18 protein-coding genes are annotated in these 16,950 nt (G+C 36.5%); 5 read left to right on the top strand and 13 right to left on the bottom strand.

The window, feature by feature from the left end; genetic code table 11:
• Positions 1 to 18: 18 nt before the first annotated feature.
• A complete protein-coding gene (gene nhaC, locus DT250_RS11115; protein ID WP_000253742.1) occupies positions 19 to 1,392 on the top strand; it encodes a Na+/H+ antiporter NhaC in 1,374 nt (457 codons plus the stop codon).
• 49 nt (positions 1,393 to 1,441) lie between these two features.
• Here nhaC and cpdB read toward each other — a convergent pair whose 3' ends face one another.
• Positions 1,442 to 3,826, bottom strand: a complete 2,385-nt coding sequence (cpdB, locus tag DT250_RS11110) for a bifunctional 2',3'-cyclic-nucleotide 2'-phosphodiesterase/3'-nucleotidase (protein WP_149213053.1) — start codon at positions 3,824 to 3,826, stop codon at positions 1,442 to 1,444.
• Between the two features lie 362 nt (positions 3,827 to 4,188).
• Between cpdB and DT250_RS11105 the strand changes: the two genes are divergently transcribed.
• Positions 4,189 to 4,968 carry a GDSL-type esterase/lipase family protein gene (locus DT250_RS11105; protein WP_147786700.1) on the top strand — a complete coding sequence of 260 codons (780 nt, stop codon included), beginning with the start codon at positions 4,189 to 4,191 and terminating at the stop codon, positions 4,966 to 4,968.
• A 72-nt stretch (positions 4,969 to 5,040) separates the two neighbouring features.
• Positions 5,041 to 5,487 (top strand): MarR family winged helix-turn-helix transcriptional regulator, encoded by a 447-nt coding sequence (locus DT250_RS11100; protein WP_000445817.1) that lies wholly within the window; start codon positions 5,041 to 5,043, stop codon positions 5,485 to 5,487.
• Between the two features lie 24 nt (positions 5,488 to 5,511).
• On the opposite strand, the gene DT250_RS11095 is transcribed toward DT250_RS11100, so the two are convergent.
• The 7 genes from DT250_RS11095 to argC form a co-directional block, all read right to left on the bottom strand.
• Positions 5,512 to 5,715: a hypothetical protein gene (locus DT250_RS11095; RefSeq protein ID WP_149213052.1), complete on the bottom strand. Its 204-nt coding sequence runs from the start codon at positions 5,713 to 5,715 to the stop codon at positions 5,512 to 5,514.
• Positions 5,716 to 5,773: 58 nt separating this feature from the next.
• On the bottom strand, positions 5,774 to 6,334 hold the full coding sequence (locus DT250_RS11090) for a DUF2062 domain-containing protein (protein ID WP_149213110.1): 561 nt from the start codon (positions 6,332 to 6,334) through the stop codon (positions 5,774 to 5,776).
• Between the two features lie 180 nt (positions 6,335 to 6,514).
• On the bottom strand, positions 6,515 to 7,465 hold the full coding sequence (gene argF, locus DT250_RS11085; RefSeq protein ID WP_097857875.1) for an ornithine carbamoyltransferase: 951 nt from the start codon (positions 7,463 to 7,465) through the stop codon (positions 6,515 to 6,517).
• Between the two features lie 12 nt (positions 7,466 to 7,477).
• The gene (locus tag DT250_RS11080) at positions 7,478 to 8,638 is read right to left on the bottom strand and encodes an acetylornithine transaminase (protein ID WP_149213051.1); all 1,161 of its coding nucleotides are present in this window, start codon (positions 8,636 to 8,638) and stop codon (positions 7,478 to 7,480) included.
• Complete coding sequence (argB, locus tag DT250_RS11075) at positions 8,635 to 9,402, bottom strand: acetylglutamate kinase (RefSeq protein ID WP_088064373.1); 768 nt, start codon at positions 9,400 to 9,402, stop codon at positions 8,635 to 8,637. Before argB ends, DT250_RS11080 begins: the two co-directional genes overlap by 4 nt.
• Before the next feature lie 11 nt (positions 9,403 to 9,413).
• The gene (argJ, locus tag DT250_RS11070; protein WP_149213050.1) at positions 9,414 to 10,637 is read right to left on the bottom strand and encodes a bifunctional glutamate N-acetyltransferase/amino-acid acetyltransferase ArgJ; all 1,224 of its coding nucleotides are present in this window, start codon (positions 10,635 to 10,637) and stop codon (positions 9,414 to 9,416) included.
• A 10-nt stretch (positions 10,638 to 10,647) separates the two neighbouring features.
• Positions 10,648 to 11,685 carry an N-acetyl-gamma-glutamyl-phosphate reductase gene (argC, locus tag DT250_RS11065; protein ID WP_149213049.1) on the bottom strand — a complete coding sequence of 346 codons (1,038 nt, stop codon included), beginning with the start codon at positions 11,683 to 11,685 and terminating at the stop codon, positions 10,648 to 10,650.
• Between the two features lie 375 nt (positions 11,686 to 12,060).
• Between argC and DT250_RS11060 the strand changes: the two genes are divergently transcribed.
• Entirely contained in the window at positions 12,061 to 12,246 is a 186-nt protein-coding gene (locus DT250_RS11060; protein ID WP_001003210.1) for a YqzH family protein, read from the top strand.
• 29 nt (positions 12,247 to 12,275) lie between these two features.
• Here DT250_RS11060 and DT250_RS11055 read toward each other — a convergent pair whose 3' ends face one another.
• On the bottom strand, positions 12,276 to 13,070 hold the full coding sequence (locus tag DT250_RS11055; protein ID WP_075308096.1) for an SDR family oxidoreductase: 795 nt from the start codon (positions 13,068 to 13,070) through the stop codon (positions 12,276 to 12,278).
• Between the two features lie 9 nt (positions 13,071 to 13,079).
• Positions 13,080 to 14,033: an MBL fold metallo-hydrolase gene (locus DT250_RS11050; RefSeq protein WP_064474854.1), complete on the bottom strand. Its 954-nt coding sequence runs from the start codon at positions 14,031 to 14,033 to the stop codon at positions 13,080 to 13,082.
• Between the two features lie 165 nt (positions 14,034 to 14,198).
• On the opposite strand from DT250_RS11050, the gene proI reads away from it, so the two are divergent.
• Entirely contained in the window at positions 14,199 to 15,038 is an 840-nt protein-coding gene (proI, locus tag DT250_RS11045) for a pyrroline-5-carboxylate reductase ProI (protein WP_000027261.1), read from the top strand.
• 51 nt (positions 15,039 to 15,089) lie between these two features.
• On the opposite strand, the gene sdaAA is transcribed toward proI, so the two are convergent.
• From sdaAA to DT250_RS32220, 3 genes are read right to left on the bottom strand one after another with little or no spacing between them, the layout of a single operon-like run.
• Complete coding sequence (sdaAA, locus tag DT250_RS11040) at positions 15,090 to 15,968, bottom strand: L-serine ammonia-lyase, iron-sulfur-dependent, subunit alpha (RefSeq protein WP_000489470.1); 879 nt, start codon at positions 15,966 to 15,968, stop codon at positions 15,090 to 15,092.
• A gap of 18 nt (positions 15,969 to 15,986) precedes the next feature.
• On the bottom strand, positions 15,987 to 16,646 hold the full coding sequence (gene sdaAB, locus DT250_RS11035) for an L-serine ammonia-lyase, iron-sulfur-dependent subunit beta (RefSeq protein ID WP_000877441.1): 660 nt from the start codon (positions 16,644 to 16,646) through the stop codon (positions 15,987 to 15,989).
• Between the two features lie 45 nt (positions 16,647 to 16,691).
• Complete coding sequence (locus tag DT250_RS32220) at positions 16,692 to 16,838, bottom strand: hypothetical protein (RefSeq protein WP_179194447.1); 147 nt, start codon at positions 16,836 to 16,838, stop codon at positions 16,692 to 16,694.
• Between the last annotated feature and the right edge of the window lie 112 nt (positions 16,839 to 16,950).

Genomic DNA, 16,950 nt, shown 5'->3' with positions numbered 1-16,950 from the left:
ACTTAGGAGGGGAAAACAATGGTTTCAAAAATTGAATCTGTTCTTTTAACATTATTTATCTTTTTCTGTATTGGCTTTAGTGTTATTCAATTAGAAGTTTCACCACACATCCCAATTTTATTTGGTATCGTTCTTTTATTAGCATTTGGATTTATGAAAAAAATCTCTTGGTCTACTATGGAAAAAGGGATGATCAGTAGTATTTCAGCTGGTATTCCATCTATTTTTATTTTCTTGCTTGTAGGCGTATTAATTAGTGTTTGGATCGCTGCTGGAACAATTCCAACTTTAATGGTATACGGCTTCCAGCTTGTATCTCCAAAGATTTTCGTTCCAACTGTTTTTGTTGTTTGTGCAATTGTTGGAACAAGTATCGGTAGTGCCTTTACAACTGCCGCAACTGTAGGACTTGCCTTTATGGGTATGGGTAGTGCTCTCGGATACGATCCAGCTTTAATCGCTGGTGCAATTATTTCTGGTGCATTCTTTGGAGATAAAATGTCTCCTTTATCTGATACAACAAACTTAGCTCCTGCTGTAACGGGTGTAGATTTATTTGAGCATATTCGTAACATGCTTTGGACAACAGTTCCAGCTTTCATTATTGCTTTTATCGCATTTTTCATTTTAGGAGGCGGTACTAGCGGAGACGTTGACTTCACAAACTTTATTAGCACTTTAGAGAAAAATACGACGATTTCTATCGTTACACTAATTCCAATTTTATTACTGTTCCTATTCGCATTTAAAAAAGTTCCAGCAGTTCCAACATTACTTGCAGGAATTGTGGTAGGAATTATTATTCTCTTTATTTTTAAACCTAGCACTTCTTTAGCTGATTTAATGAAAATTATGCAAGACGGATACGTTTCTAAAACTGGTATTAAAGACATTGATAGCTTACTATCTCGCGGTGGTCTACAAAGTATGATGATGTCGATTGCACTTATTTTCCTGGCTCTTTGTATGGGAGGATTATTACAAGGAATGGGTATTATTACGCAGCTCATGAATATCATCTCTAGCTTCGTAAAAAATAGCACACGTTTAATTATTTCTACTGCTTCAACTGCAATTGGTGTAAACTTCTTACTTGGTGAGCAGTACTTATCCATCGTTTTAACAGGACAAGCATTTGCTAATAAATACGATGAAGTCGGTTTAGAACGTCGGAATTTATCACGAGTACTAGAAGATGCAGGTACAGTTATTAACCCTCTCGTACCATGGGGAGTAAGTGGTGTATTCTTATCGAACGTCCTTGGCGTTCCGACATTTGATTACCTTCCATTCGCAATTTTCTGTTTAGCTTGCCCAGTCTTAACAATTATTGTTGGTTTCACTGGATTTGGCCTTTCATGGAAGAAAGAAAAAGCTGTAACACTTTCATAATATATTAAAAAGGATTACCTGAATCGGTAATCCTTTTTATATTTCTCCACTATCTATTTGCTTTCTTTCTTCTAAATAACAGAAGTAATCCCGCTCCAACAAACGCCAAGCCTGCTCCAATTGTAGAAGCAACACTTGTACCTGTTTTCGGTAAATCACGGTCTTCTTTATTTTCACTTACAGTTGTTGTTTCTTTTGAGTTTTGATTATCCGTTGTAGTTTGTCCAGATCCTGCATTATTTGCTTCATTTGTTGGTGGTGTCGTTGGATTTTTTCCATTACTACCTTCATCTGTTTGTGGTGTCGTTGGATTTCCTCCATTATTTCCTTCACCTGTTGGTGGTGTCGTTGGATTTCCTCCATTATTCCCTTCACCTGTTGGTGGTGTCGTTGGATTTCCTCCATTATTCCCTTCACCTGTTGGCGGTGTCGTTGGATTCTCTCCACCAGTTTCCTTATCATCATCGTTCTTCTTCGTTATATCAATTGCATATTTAGCAAATTCATTTTCAGATGGTCCAACATATGATATTTTCCCATCTTTCTTTATATACTTTTGTGCATTTGGTGAAGAATCGAATGTTGTATGTAATTTATCTGCAACAATCGGTTTAAACGTCCAATTTTTATCTGCTGCTGGATTAATAACTGGTGTTTCTTGCATATACTTCACAATGATTTGACGTGTTTCATCTTGTGATTGGTATACAACTTCGCCTTTACTTACACCTGGGAACGTTTGGCTACTTCCGCGATAGTTATTTGTAGCGACGATGAACTCTTGATTGTCAGCTACTGGCTTACCTTCATATGTCATATTTATAATACGATTCGTATTTGCATTTACAACTTTTCCATCTTTATCGTATTTCGTTGGTTGTGTTACATCAATTTCGTATTTTAAGCCATCTAAAATATCGAAGTTATATGTAGGATAGCTTATATTTACTAACGGCTGTTCTTCTGTTTTCTTTGGATCAATTTGGTTAAACTGACCTGCAGACATTTCAAGCCATTCTTTCACTTGTGCCCCATTTACTTTTACAGCATATAACGTATTTGGATATACGTATAAATCTGCAACGTTTTTAATCGCTAACGTTCCAGCTGGAATATCCGTATAATATGTAGCACCGTTTCGGCCACCTGCTTTAAATGGTGCGCCTGCAGATAAAACTGGAATTCCTTTATATTTGCTATACTGTCCATTTTCAGCAAATAACTTTTCTACATACCATTTTTGTGCATTTGTCACAAGTTGTACAGAAGGATCATCTTGTACTAATGAGAAATAACTATTAATTGGCGCTGTCGTTTTTCCTACAGCTGTATTCACATAATCAATTGTCGCTTGATGATCATCTTTAATTTCATTAACTAATTCTTGATCAGATTGTACTAATGGGTTCCCTTTACTATCAGCAATCGGACGAAGTTGCGGCTTCGATTGCTCTTTTTGTATTTCCCATTTTCCGTTTACCTTTTTCAATTGCATATCAATAATACCTAAGTTACTTCCAAAGACACCAGGCATTACAACTGGAACACCATTAAATACATCCTTCACTTCAGTATGTGAATGTCCCATTAATACTGCATCTACACCAGGAACTTCTGTTAAATAATACGAAGCGTTTTCCATACCAACGTTGTATCCACTCTTATCAACGCCCGAATGCGCTAGTGCAACGATAACATCTGCACCTTCTGCTTTCATTTTTGGCACCATTTTCTTCGCTGTTTCAACTATATCTTTCGCTTTCACTTTTCCTTCTAAATTTGCTTTATCCCAGTTCATAACTTGAGGTGGAACAAATCCCATTACGCCAATTTTCACTTTTTGTTTTTGTCCTGATTCATCTTCTACTTCTTTTTCAAAAACATGATATGGTTTAAAGTAATTTTGGTCGTTCTCTTCATTAGTATCTTTATCATCTTTATAGACGTTGGAGTTAATAACCGGGAACTCTGTTTTACTAATTACTTTGTTTAAATAGTCTAAACCGTAGTTAAATTCATGATTCCCAAGAGAGATGACGTCATACTTCATTAAATTCATTAAACGATATAATGGATGTGTATAACTAGGATCCACAGGCTTCTTCGGATCATTTATTTTATTCGCTACATAATCTCCAAGTGGTGTCCCTTGCAATGCATCCCCATCATCAAATAGGACAGAGTTCTTCGCTTCTTCACGTGCTTTATTAACAAGTGTTGCCGTTTGCACGAGACCTACTTTATTATCTGTTTTCGTTTGATAATAATCGTAATTCATTAAGTTAACGTGAATATCTGATGTTTCTAGAATTCGTAAGTTAACCGTACTCTCCCCGTTGTTCTCATCCGCATGAGCTGTTGCTGGCAATACTTGAGGCGCTATTACACCTATAGCAAGAGTTGCTCCAGCTAGCATTTTTTTTGACTTTTTCACAAAAAATCCCCCTTATACAATTACCAAAAATAATGAAATAAACTTCTATTTGCCTCTAACCACATACCTTTTTTCTTCTATTAGAGACAAGATTTTCATTTCATCCTGCGCTAATGAGTAGTCCCCTTAAACGCCTGATTAGTGAAACTTTAATTAGTGGGAAATAAAGCCCTACTCATTAAAATTTCACCTTATCTGACATTATCATATATAATGTACTTTCATATCGTCAATATTTTTTGACATACTTCTACAAATTTTCTGTAAAGTTGTTGTAAACTTTTCATAAACATATAATATGCCCTTACATTGTTAATACTGCTGAATATGATACAATTACCAATTACAAGGAGGATGAATATATGAAAAAAGTCATCTTAACAATTGTTTGTCTCCTCCTTCTAATCATTTCTTATTCTTATTTTGAAAAGAACGATGAGACAAAACAAAATGGACCGGAAGAAAACACAGAAAAAACATCTACTCCAAGTTGGATTGATAAGCAAACAAACGATTCCTTTTATCATCTCGTACTAGGTGATTCACTCGCCAAAGGATATGGCTCGACACAAGGGGGATTTGCTGAATTAGCTTCTAGACAAATAGAAGCACAAATTCATAAACCAATTACAGTAGAAAACCTTGGGATAAACGGTCTTACAACAGATCGTCTCGCTAAAAAAGTGCAATCAGAAGATGTAAAGCAAAAAGTTAGAGCAGCAAATATCATTACAATTAATATTGGAGGAAATAATTTATTCCGTTTAAATCGTGATGTCGGTGTTATAGATGGTATTAAAATGTTAAATAAAGAAAAAGCTCATTTTGAAGCGGATATAAAAAATATTGTAAAGACAGTTCGAGATCAAAATCCGAACGCTTTACTCATTCTCTCAGAACTCTATAATCCGTTACAACTCGATGACTCCATCGCCAGTTATGCAGATATGTTTTTAGATGGATGGAATGAATCCGTTTATTCCATTTCAAAAGCAAATCAACCATCTATCGTTTTACCAATTCGTAAATTAATATCAAATGATAAAAAAGATTTACTCTTTGACCAAGTGCATCCAAATGATAATGGCTACGCGATTATTGCCGATTCATTTACAAAAAAAGTGTTGGCCTACAAATATTAAAATTTCCATGAAACAATTCTATTTTTATAACATGTCTTTTTTGTTACAATGATAGTGGAAGGGGGCCTTTATATGGAATCACGCGAGTGGGAACGTATTGTTGATCATCTTCTTTCGCTAGTGCCTCTTTTTTATCGCAAATTTATGCTTCCTGGAGAATTTTCTTCTCAAAGACATATGCCGCCATCACATACACAAGTATTGCTACTTCTGCATGAAAATGGTACATTAGCAGTTTCCGAAATCGGCAAGCGGCTAGCGATTTCACGGCCTAACATGACACCTCTATTAAACAAACTGATTCAAGAAGAACTAATAGAGCGTCATTATAGCGAAAAAGATCGACGGGTCATTTTAATTTCCCTAACAGCTGAAGGGAAATTGTTAGTAAATCAGTATCAACAATTCATTTTAGACAAATTAAAAGAAAATTTCCAAACATTATCTGAGGAAGAGCGCGAAAAGCTCATTCACTCTCTTCAAACCATTCAAAATTTAATTTTGAAAACAAACGCATAAAGCTGCTTCTACATAGAAGCAGCTTTATGATTCGTAATAATTACCATAGTATACATTTGAATATGGCCATGTCGTTAAATATGGTTTTTGTTCTTGCGTAGGCTGTTGTTGTGGTATTTGTGGTATTTGTGGTAATTGCTGCTGATACACTCCAAATTGCTGCCTCATATCATTTACCGGATAATAATTTACATATGGATATACTTGCGGTACGTAATAATAATACATTCATTCTCTCCTCCTTTTTCTTAAACATATTCCAAGGAGAAAATGAATGTGACACTCTTTATATTTGCACGAGTGGTTCTCTCACTCGTTTCTTTCTGTTCTTCAAACGTAGCTTACGGTTCTTTTCATATAAATAATGCACAACGAAATATGAAACTCCCCCAAACACCACTCCTAAAATCGTCATTCCAATTAATACATAAACTTCACTCTGCACTAAACCCTTTAATATCGTAAAAATATGACTCGAAAACAAGTCAGATATCGTAAATGGTTCATGATGTATTTTTTGTACATGAAATGGGTATATCATTTTTCCTAACGCATAAGCAAATGGAAATAAAAATATCGGTAGAAACGATATTTTCCCAATAATATTGCCAATAACCGCAGCAGGAAAAGATCCCTTTGCTAATCGGACGATCGGATAAAATATTACGTATACGAGCGATGCCGTATATATAACCAACATCTCTAAACCAAAACCAATCGCAAAACCTAATGATACTTTCTTTGCTCCTTCTGGTGATCGAAGCAACTTATAATATTGAAACTTTAATATTCTCCACATCCGCTGAAAAAACGAATATGTTTTCTTAGTTGTTTTCAAATTCATCATCTCTTTAACTATATTTTTTCTATCTAGTATGTCCTTACATGATATGAAAAATAAATGTAGTTTACTCCTTTTATTATAAATGATATAGAGATGATTAACCAAATATACATACGACATTTCAACATAAAAAAGTACACCTCCAATTGTTATTCATGTCTAACAACTGGAGATGCACATCATTTAGGAAAGTTCTTCTACATTTTTAAATAAACTTACTAATAATGCTTTTTGCGCGTGCAATCGATTACCAGCTTGCTCAAAGACGATAGACTGTGGTCCATCTATAATTTCTCCTGTTACTTCTTCTTCACGATGGGCAGGTAAACAGTGTAAGAAACGATATGTTTGCTTCGCATGCATAACAAGTTCTTTATTGATTTGGTAAGGTTGAAATAAAGTATATTTCTCTTCTTCTCCTTCTTGCCCCATGCTCATCCAAACGTCAGTATAAATGAAATTTGCTTCACTCGCCGCTAATTCAGGATTATGCAAAATTTCAATTACAGCCCCTGTTTCTTCAGCAATCATTAACGCTTTTTTTACAATTTCCTCATTCGGTTCATATCCTACAGGCGTCGCAACAGTCATATTCATTCCAACTTTCGCACTCGCTAACAACAATGAATGACATACGTTATTCCCATCACCTACATAAGCTAATTTAATTCCTTTAAATGTCTTTACTTCTTCATAAATCGTCATTAAATCTGCCAACGCTTGACAAGGGTGGTGATCGTCCGTTAATCCATTAATAACAGGTATGCTCGATTCTTTTGCAAGCTCTTCTACATCGGCATGTGAGAATGTACGTATCATAATCCCGTCAATATAATGAGATAATACTTTCGCAGTATCTGAAACGCTCTCCCCTCTTCCAATTTGCATCTCTTTCCCACTTAAAAACATGCCATGTCCTCCGAGCTGTACCATTCCCGCTTCAAAAGATACGCGAGTACGAGTCGAATGTTTATCAAAGATAAGCCCTAATATTTTTCCTTGTAATAAAGGCTCTTGCTTATTCTTTTTTAAATATATAGCGAACTCAATTAAAGAAATGATTTCTTCTTGTGTCAGTTCTTCTAATGTTAAAAAATCTTTCGTATTTAATTTCGGTACTTGTACAGTTGACATGGAATTTCCCCCTTATATGATTGATACGTTTTTTGTACAAACTACTTTTTTTATCATATATACTGCCTGTTCTAACTCTTCATTCGTTACAATAAGTGGTGGTAATAGTCTTATCACATTAGATCCTGCTTGTAATACGAGAAGACCCTCTTTCTCTAGTTGTTCTATAAAACTTGCAACTTCATGCTTACACTCAACCCCAATCATAAGCCCCTTACCACGTATATTTTGAATACAGTCGACATGTCGTAATTCCTCTCGCAACTTCTCTAATACGTATTCGCCCTTTTCCTTTACTTCTTTTAAAAACGATGGTTTCTTACTTACTTGCAATACTTCTTTCGCTGCAGCCATCGCAATATAATTCCCGCCAAACGTTGAACCGTGTGATCCTGCAGTGAACGACGTTCCGAGTTCCTTACGGCCGATCATCGCTCCAACAGGAATACCATTTCCTAGTGCCTTTGCAACGGTAACGATATCAGGTTTTATTCCCATTTGTTCGTAAGCAAATAGTGTTCCTGTTCTTCCTATCCCCGTTTGTACTTCGTCTATAATAAATAAGGAGCCGAACTTATTACATAATGTTTCAATCTCTTCCAAAAAAGATCGATTAGCAGGTATGACTCCTCCCTCTCCTTGAACAACTTCTACCATTACTGCCGCAACTTCTTCATTCATTACCTCTTTCAATGCCTTAATATCATTAAAAGGAATATGTAAAAAAGATGGAAGTAATGGACCAAATCCTTCTTTCACTTTATTTTGCCCCGTCGCACTCATCGTTCCGAATGTTCTACCGTGAAAAGACTGCTTGCATGTTACGACGAGAGACTTTTCAGTATGCTTACGGGCTAACTTCAAAGCTGCTTCATTCGCCTCTGCCCCGCTATTACAGAAGAACACATAATCTAATGCAATATTTTCTGTTAATAATGACGCGACTTCTTCTTGTAAGCTGTTTGTAAACAGGTTAGATATATGCCATATATCATGAAGTTGCTCTTGTACAGCTTTCATAACAGTAGGGTGACAATGTCCTAAATTACATACGCCAATTCCTGATGTGAAATCTAAATATTGCTTACCATTTTCATCAACGACTTTCGTTCCACTTCCCTTTACAAGCTCAATATTTCTTCTCCCATACGTTTGAAAAAGATGACTTGTCATACGATACTTACTCCTTTCGTTACCGTCGTTCCAATACACTCTCCCGTAACTTCAGTAAAATCTTTTGTACCGTTCACAATACTTATCTTTTGCACTCCCATTTTTAATGACGCTAGTGCCGCCTGTACTTTCGGAATCATCCCGCCTGTAATAACTCCTTTTTCTATTAAATTCACAATTTCAAATTCATCCGTTTTCTTTAGTAACTTTCCTTCATGTAATACCCCATCTACATCTGTAATAAAAATGAGTTCTTTTGCAGATAATGCAGCCGCAATTCCAGCTGCGGCGGTATCCGCATTTATGTTATAAATCTCATTATCATTTATGCCGACCGGAGCAATAACAGGAATATAATTCATATTTATTAATCCTTTTAGTAAGGCCGTTTCGACATAACTTACTTCTCCCACATATCCTATCTCCTCACTGACAGGTTGAACTTGAAGTAACTTGCCATCACACCCTGAGCAACCTACCGCAAGTAAATTATGCCTTTGCAACTTCATTACAAACTTTTTATTCGTACTTCCGCATAGCACCATTTGAACAATATCCATAACTTCTTTTGGTGTTACTCGTAATCCATCTCTTTTTTCTACTTTGATGTTACAATCTTTTAATTGGGCATCAATTTCTGGGCCACCGCCATGGACAATCACTACTTTATACTTCTGTTGCAATTTCTTTATGCAATCAAAAAACACATCATTTAATTGATCCAACATACTACCGCCGCATTTCACTACAATATAATCGCTCATCTTCCCTCTCCTCATGTACGATAACAAGCGTTTATTTTCACATATTCATAGCTTAAGTCACAGCCCCAAGCTGATCCTGTCTCTTCTCCTAAATGTAAATACACATCAATCATAATTTCATGTTCTTTTAATTTCTTTTTCATTTCCTCTTCAGAAAACATTTGAGGTTCACTATTTTTCAGCACCGTAATAGATTGAAGAGTAATATCAATTGTATTTGGGTTAATCGTGACTTCACTTTGTCCAATACTGCTAATAATTCGCCCCCAGTTTGGATCTTCACCATGTATTGCTGTTTTCACAAGACTCGAACCGACTATTTGCTTTGCAATTTTCTTTGCCTCTTCATTCGTTCGAGCTCCTAACACATTTACTTCTATTAACTTCGTAGCGCCCTCACCATCTTGTGCGATTTTTTTCGCTAAATCTTCACATACCTTCTGTAAAGCAAATACGAAAGTTTCCCAATCTGCATGTTCCATATTGATTGGTTTCGTTTCTGATAATCCACTTGCCATAACGATGACCATATCATTCGTAGAAGTATCTCCATCTACCGTAATTTGATTAAATGTACGATTCGTTATTTGTGATAATACTGTTTGTAATACGTCATGCTCTATATGAGCGTCTGTCGTAATAAAACTTAGCATCGTCGCCATATTTGGATGAATCATCCCTGAACCTTTCGCAACACCAGCAATCGTCACTTTCTTCCCATCAATCATCATTTCATAGCAAGTTTCTTTCGTTATAAGATCCGTCGTTAAGATTGCTTCAAAAAAAGAATGAGCTTCACTTTCTTCCTTCGTCGGGATAAGAGTTGCAATTCCCTTTCGGATTATATCCATCGGTAAAGGGACACCAATTACACCTGTTGAAGCTACTGCAACGTAATTTTCTTTCAATCCAAAATGTTCCGCTCCTAATGCACGCATCTCGTAAGCATCTTGTAACCCTTTCATTCCTGTACAAGCATTTGCATTTCCACTATTGACGATAATTGCCTGCAATTTCCCCTCAGCTGTTATACTGTCTTTCGTTACTTGCAGGGGAGCTGCTTGTATTTGATTCGTTGTATAAACGGCAGCACATGATGCTGGCACTTCACAAATGATTACACCTAAATCCTTTTTGTCTTTTTTCAAACCATTTGCAGTACCGACTGCCGAAAAGCCTTTTGGCGTTACAATTGAACCATTATCTAATTTTGTAATAGACTCTACTTTAATCATCATGTCCCCCTTATAAATAAAGCGGCATATGCTGTAAACCTGTTGTTTCTTCTAGTCCCGCTACTATATTTGCATTTTGAATCGCTTGCCCAGCCGCACCTTTCATCATATTGTCTATAACAGAAACGACTGTCACTCTTCCGGTTCTTTCATCGTAAGCTATCCCCATATCACAATAATTTGAGCCCCTCACTTCTTTCGGACTTGGAAACTCTCCTTGCGTACGAATTCGAATGAAAGGCGATTGTTCATACGTTTCTTCATATAATTTTTGAAGTTTCCCTATTTCCATTTCTCGTTTTACTTTCGCATAAAGTGTAACCATAATTCCCCGTGATATCGGTATTAAATGTGTACTAAACGTGATTGGCTTCGTTTCCCTATTCCACTCCGCGAGCATTTGCTCAATCTCAGGAACATGTTGATGCTCATTTACTTTATAAATACGCAGGTTATCGTATAACTCAGGAAAGTGAGTCATTGTCGTTGGCGTTTTGCCTGCTCCAGATACTCCTGATTTCGCATCAATAATAATGGAATCTTCTTCAATTATGTCGCTACGAACTAACGGCAATACCGCTAATAATGCAGCTGTAGCAAAGCATCCTGGGTTTGCAATTAAATTTGCATTTTGAATCTCGGACCTTTTCCATTCACTTAACCCATATACAGCTTTACTAAGAACTGCTTCTTTTGCAGCTGCCCTTTTATACCACTGTTCATATATGAAAGGATCTTTCATACGAAAGTCTCCAGATAGGTCAATTACTTTTAAACCTACTGCTAATAATTTTGGAGTTAACTCTGCTGATACTCCTGCTGGGGTTGCTAAAAATACAATTTCCGCTTTCTTCTTTATTTCCTCCGCATTAATTTCTTGTAACGTATGAACAAGAACATTTTGAAAATGCGGATATACATTTGTTATAGACTCGCCAACTTGCGAAAAAGAATGAAGAGATGCTATCGAAAAATATGGATGTTGCTCTAATAACCGAATTAACTCAATACCTCCATACCCAGTTGCTCCAATAATCGCGACTTTCATATGCTCCTCCTCATATCAATTCTTTAAATTAAGTATGATTATAATATTGTATATTTATAGAGTCAATTAAATATTTATAAATTTTACAAACTTAAAAAACTTAATTTTACTAGAAAAACAATATACACAACCGAATTTTTATACAAAAACAATGTATAGTAGTTTTTTCATTTCACTTCAAGTACAATAAAGTGAAACTATAATCAGTGGGGTTTTGTTCATCCTCACTGATTATTAGCCCACACCAATCGGGCGTTTAGGGGCAGTCGATCTCCCACCTAACTTCTTTGCTCTAGCCGAATTTTAAGGTGGGAGTTTTACTGCCCGTTAATGCCGGGTAAAACAATACATGTATACATACAGGCGGGGAAAAACATGAATGAGAAATTAATTGAGAAAATGATTATAAAAAGTTTTCAGCAATATCAATGTAATCCTATGTCAAATGAGGATCAGGAAATGCTTATTAAACATATTCAAACGATAATTCATTCAAATACTGAAATTGATGTATACGAGGCAGTTGAGGATATCGTTTACGATTATGTGACTGGAAAATAAAAAATAGGAGATTTCCATATGGAAATCTCCTATTTTTTATTTAATGATTTACCTGCAACACGCTCAAATAAACCTGGGAATAGTGCATAAAGTTTCGGACCAATGCCCATCCACTTCGGTAAGTTTACTTCACGCTTTTTCGTTTGCATCGATTTTACGATCTGCTCTGCTACATATGTTGGTTTTAACATGTACCGTCCCATATTTTTCACATATGTACCGGATTGATCCGCTATTTCAAAAAAGTTTGTATCTATCGGACCTGGATTAATCGCTGTTACGAAAATATTTGTACTAGACAACTCCATGCGTAAACTATTCGTAAATCCTAATACTGCATGTTTCGTCGCTGCATACGCACTCGATTTTGGAGTTGCAATTTTCCCAGCAAGTGAAGCAATATTAATAATATGTCCTTCGTTCCTTTTCACCATATAGGGTAGTACCGCTTTCGTACAAGCTACTAATCCAAATACATTTACTTGGAACATATCTTTCACTTCATCCATTGACGCATCTTCAAATGTTTTAAAAATACCAAATCCCGCATTGTTTACTAATATATCAATACGTCCCACTTCTTGTAATACCTTTGAAAAAACAGATTGTACTTCCATCTCTTCACTTACATCTAATACATAATAATAGCAAGGCGTATTATAAGTTTCTTTAATTTTCTCTGCTAACGCTTTTAATTTCTCTTCTGTTCTAGCCATTAATACTGGAGTCGCCCCCTGCTCTGCAACTTGCATTGCAACTTGCTCTCCAATTCCACTAGAAGCACCTGTAATGACGATTACTTTATCTTGTAAACGTCCCGTCATTGCTGTCACCTACTTTGCATAATAAATCAATTGTTGCGAAGATTCATCAATCATCACTTGTTGATTATATGCTAAAAAGTCTAATTGTCCAACAGTTTCTGAAATAGTAAGCGGCAATTGCTCCTTATATAATACCGGAAATAGTTTTACACATACTTCAAATGCTGTCATTGGTTTTTCCTTTAATAACTCAAGCACTTTAAACGCACGTGTTTCTTGCTTTTGTAATCTCGTTTCAATAAGTTGTTTCACATTTAGAACATCTTCTCCATGTCCTGATAAAATGCGCGAAATATTCATTTCACTTAAACGCTTTAATGTTTGATTATATTGTAATAACGGGCGCGCCCTTTCTGTTTGTCCTTCATATGGTGGTTCTAATATGGGATTCGAAGAAATATGGCTAATGAGAGCATCCCCGCCAATTAATATTCCATCAGATTCTCTATATAATGAAATATGAGTGGAAGCATGACCTGGTGTTTCGATTACTGTAAACCCAGGTAAAGAATCAATACGATCTCCCTCTCTCACAGTATGCGTTAACGATCTATTACAAGAATATTTAAGTGTCTTCGTCGTCAATAACGCCTCGTCTTTCAAAAATGCCGCTGGAACACCAAATTGCAAAGCTGTCTCTCTAAAAAACTCATGATACCACTTTAAAAATTCTGGATTTTGCGTGATCCAAGGCTCATTCCAAGGATGTCCAATAATGTTCGTTTTCTCAGAAAATATATTTAAAAGCCCACAATGATCCGCATGATGATGCGTAATGACTACTGTTTTAATATCTTCTATCGCATATCCTAATGTACCTAATTGCCTTTCTAAAGCACTTCTTGCCTCTTCTGTATTCGTCCCTGTATCAATTAATGTTAATGTCTCCCCCTCAACTAAAAACACATTCACAGTTTCAACTGCAAATGGCACAGGAATCTCCATTCGGTGAATCGCCGTCATGCTTAGCCCCCCTGTCTCTTTCCGGTTCAAAAATGAATACTTCTTCAGTTTACAACTTCTATATATATTTGTCATTATTTTCAGATAAAAAGAGGTGTTTCCTGTAAAAAAACGAATGTATGTACATTTATAAGAATTTCTAACCAAATTTAAAGGAGGAACATCATGTCTATTCAAAACATTTCCTTTCTCGGTGCAGGCTCTATTGCTGAAGCTATTATTGGTGGCTTGTTACATGCAAATGTTGTGAAAGGCGAACAAATTACCGTAAGTAATCGTTCTAACGAGACAAGATTGCAGGAGCTACATAAAAAATATGGCGTAAAAGGTACGCATAATAAAAAAGAGCTACTTACTGATACAACTATTCTTTTTCTAGCAATGAAACCAAAGGATGTTGCAGAAGCGCTTACTCCTTTTAAAGAAGATATACATAATAACCTGCTTATTATTTCCTTATTAGCAGGTGTTTCTACTCACTCGATTAGAAACCTACTTCAAAAAGATGTTCCGATTATTCGTGCGATGCCAAATACATCTGCAGCTATTTTAAAATCAGCTACTGCTATCTCGCCTTCAAAACATGCAACAGCGGAACATATTCAGACTGCCATAGCTTTATTTGAAACGATCGGTCTCGTCTCTGTTGTAGAGGAAGAAGATATGCATGCTGTCACTGCATTATCTGGAAGTGGGCCTGCTTATATTTATTACGTAGTGGAAGCGATGGAAGAAGCCGCAAAAACAATTGGCTTAAAAGAAGATGTTGCAAAGTCACTTATTCTTCAGACGATGATTGGTGCTGCTGAAATGCTAAAAGCAAGTGAAAAACACCCTTCTGTTTTGCGAAAGGAAATTACTTCTCCTGGCGGAACGACCGAAGCAGGCATTGAAGTATTACAAGAACATAAATTTCAACAAGCACTTATTTCTTGTATTACACAGGCTACACAACGATCACATAATCTTGGGAAAACATTAGAACAACTAACAAAAGAAAAATAAAAATGGAGCTCAATCTTACTTGAGCTCCATTTTTTTATTAACATATATTGTTTAGTTATTAGTCTTCCCAAAAATCTCTTCTTGCAGACGGCGACCAGTTGGTGTTGCTGCAAGTCCACCTTCAGCTGTTTCACGAAGTGCTACTGGCATCGTTTGTCCGATTCTAAACATCGCCTCAATCACTTCATCACATGGAATTGTACTCGTTACGCCAGCTAATGCTAAATCAGCTGAAATCATCGCATTCGCAGCTCCTGCTGCATTACGTTTTACACAAGGTACTTCTACAAGCCCTGCAACAGGATCACATACTAAACCAAGCATATTCTTTAATGAAATCGCCATCGCTGTAGCTGCTTGATCTTGTGTTCCACCAGCCATCTCAACTGCTGCTGCTGCTGCCATTCCACTTGCTGAACCTACTTCAGCTTGGCAACCTCCTGCCGCGCCGGAAATACAAGCATTATTCGCAACAACCATACCGAAAGCTCCTGCTGTAAATAAAAATTCGATCATCTCTTCGCGTGTCGGCTGTAATTTTTCTTGCAGTGCAAACAGTACACCTGGCACTGTTCCAGCAGACCCTGCTGTTGGTGTTGCACAAATAATTCCCATCGCTGCGTTTACTTCATTTGTTGCAACAGCTTTACTCACCGCGTCCAAAATCGTATCTCCAGATAAGCCTTTTCCGCTATTCATATACGCCTGAACTTTTACAGCATCTCCGCCAGTTAAACCAGTTGGTGATTTCACTCCGCGAATACCACGTTCTACTGCTTGCTCCATCACGACTAAGTTCTTTTCCATACCAGCAATTACTTCTTCACGTGAAATACTTCTTGTTTTCATTTCACATTGAATCATAATTTCTGCGATTTTTACATTTTGTTCTTTAGCTTGCGCCACTAGTTCCGCTGCGTTCCGAAACATGGTGTGTCCCCCCTGCAATTATTCCATAATAGTTACTTGACAAATATTTTGTTGCGCGTTTATTTCTTCAATCACTTCATCTGCTAATAATTCATCTGTTTCGATAACCATAAGCGCTCTTCTTCCTTTTTCTTTACGAGAAACACTCATTGTACTAATGTTAATTTCATGTTTCGCAAGGATTGAAGCTACTGCTGCAATAGCACCGAAGCGATCGTTATTTACAATAAGTAGTGCTGGACTCGTGCCTGTTAATTGAAGATCGAATCCGTTTAATTCTACAACTTCAATTTTACCGCCACCAATTGAGCAAGCAACAACTTCAATTTCTTCTTCACCTTTATACAAACGAATTCTCGCTGTATTTGGGTGAGGTGCATTTGCATCTTCTTCAATAAATTCTACTTCGATTTTGCGCTCTTTTGCTATGTCTAGCGCTTCTGGAATACGTAAGTCATCTGTTTCAAACCCTAATATCCCACCTATTAACGCTACATCTGTACCATGCCCACGATACGTCTTTGCAAATGATCCATATAATGAAATGCTTACTCTTTCTGGTTCATGACGAAACAGCTGGCGAGCAACTTGCCCCATTCTTGCTGCGCCTGCTGTATGTGAACTTGATGGACCAATCATAACTGGACCAATAATATCAAATACTGAGCGATACTTCATCATAACTCCCCCTAAACCTCTGTGCAAAAATTTTTTACTATTCTATTAAGCTACCGAATCGGTTGCTTTTCCAGTTGTACGACGAATTTGTTCCGCTATACGAATTGGATAGTTTTTGAATAACAGTGAAACAATATATCCTGAAATAATACCAATTATCATAATAAATAAGAAACTTAGCATTACCTTCATTTACTAATCATATAAGCTAATCCACAATAAAGTCTTGTAGCAATCCAAAGTTTAACACAGAACCCCTTACAAGCATAGCATAAACAAGTGAAACTCCCATTGCTTTCATACC

It is taken from the genome of Bacillus sp. AR2-1 (genome assembly GCF_008368755.1).
Lineage (GTDB): Bacteria > Bacillota > Bacilli > Bacillales > Bacillaceae_G > Bacillus_A > Bacillus_A wiedmannii.
The sequence above is the reverse complement of the archived record's forward strand: the minus strand, read 5'-3'. Positions and strand labels throughout refer to the sequence as shown.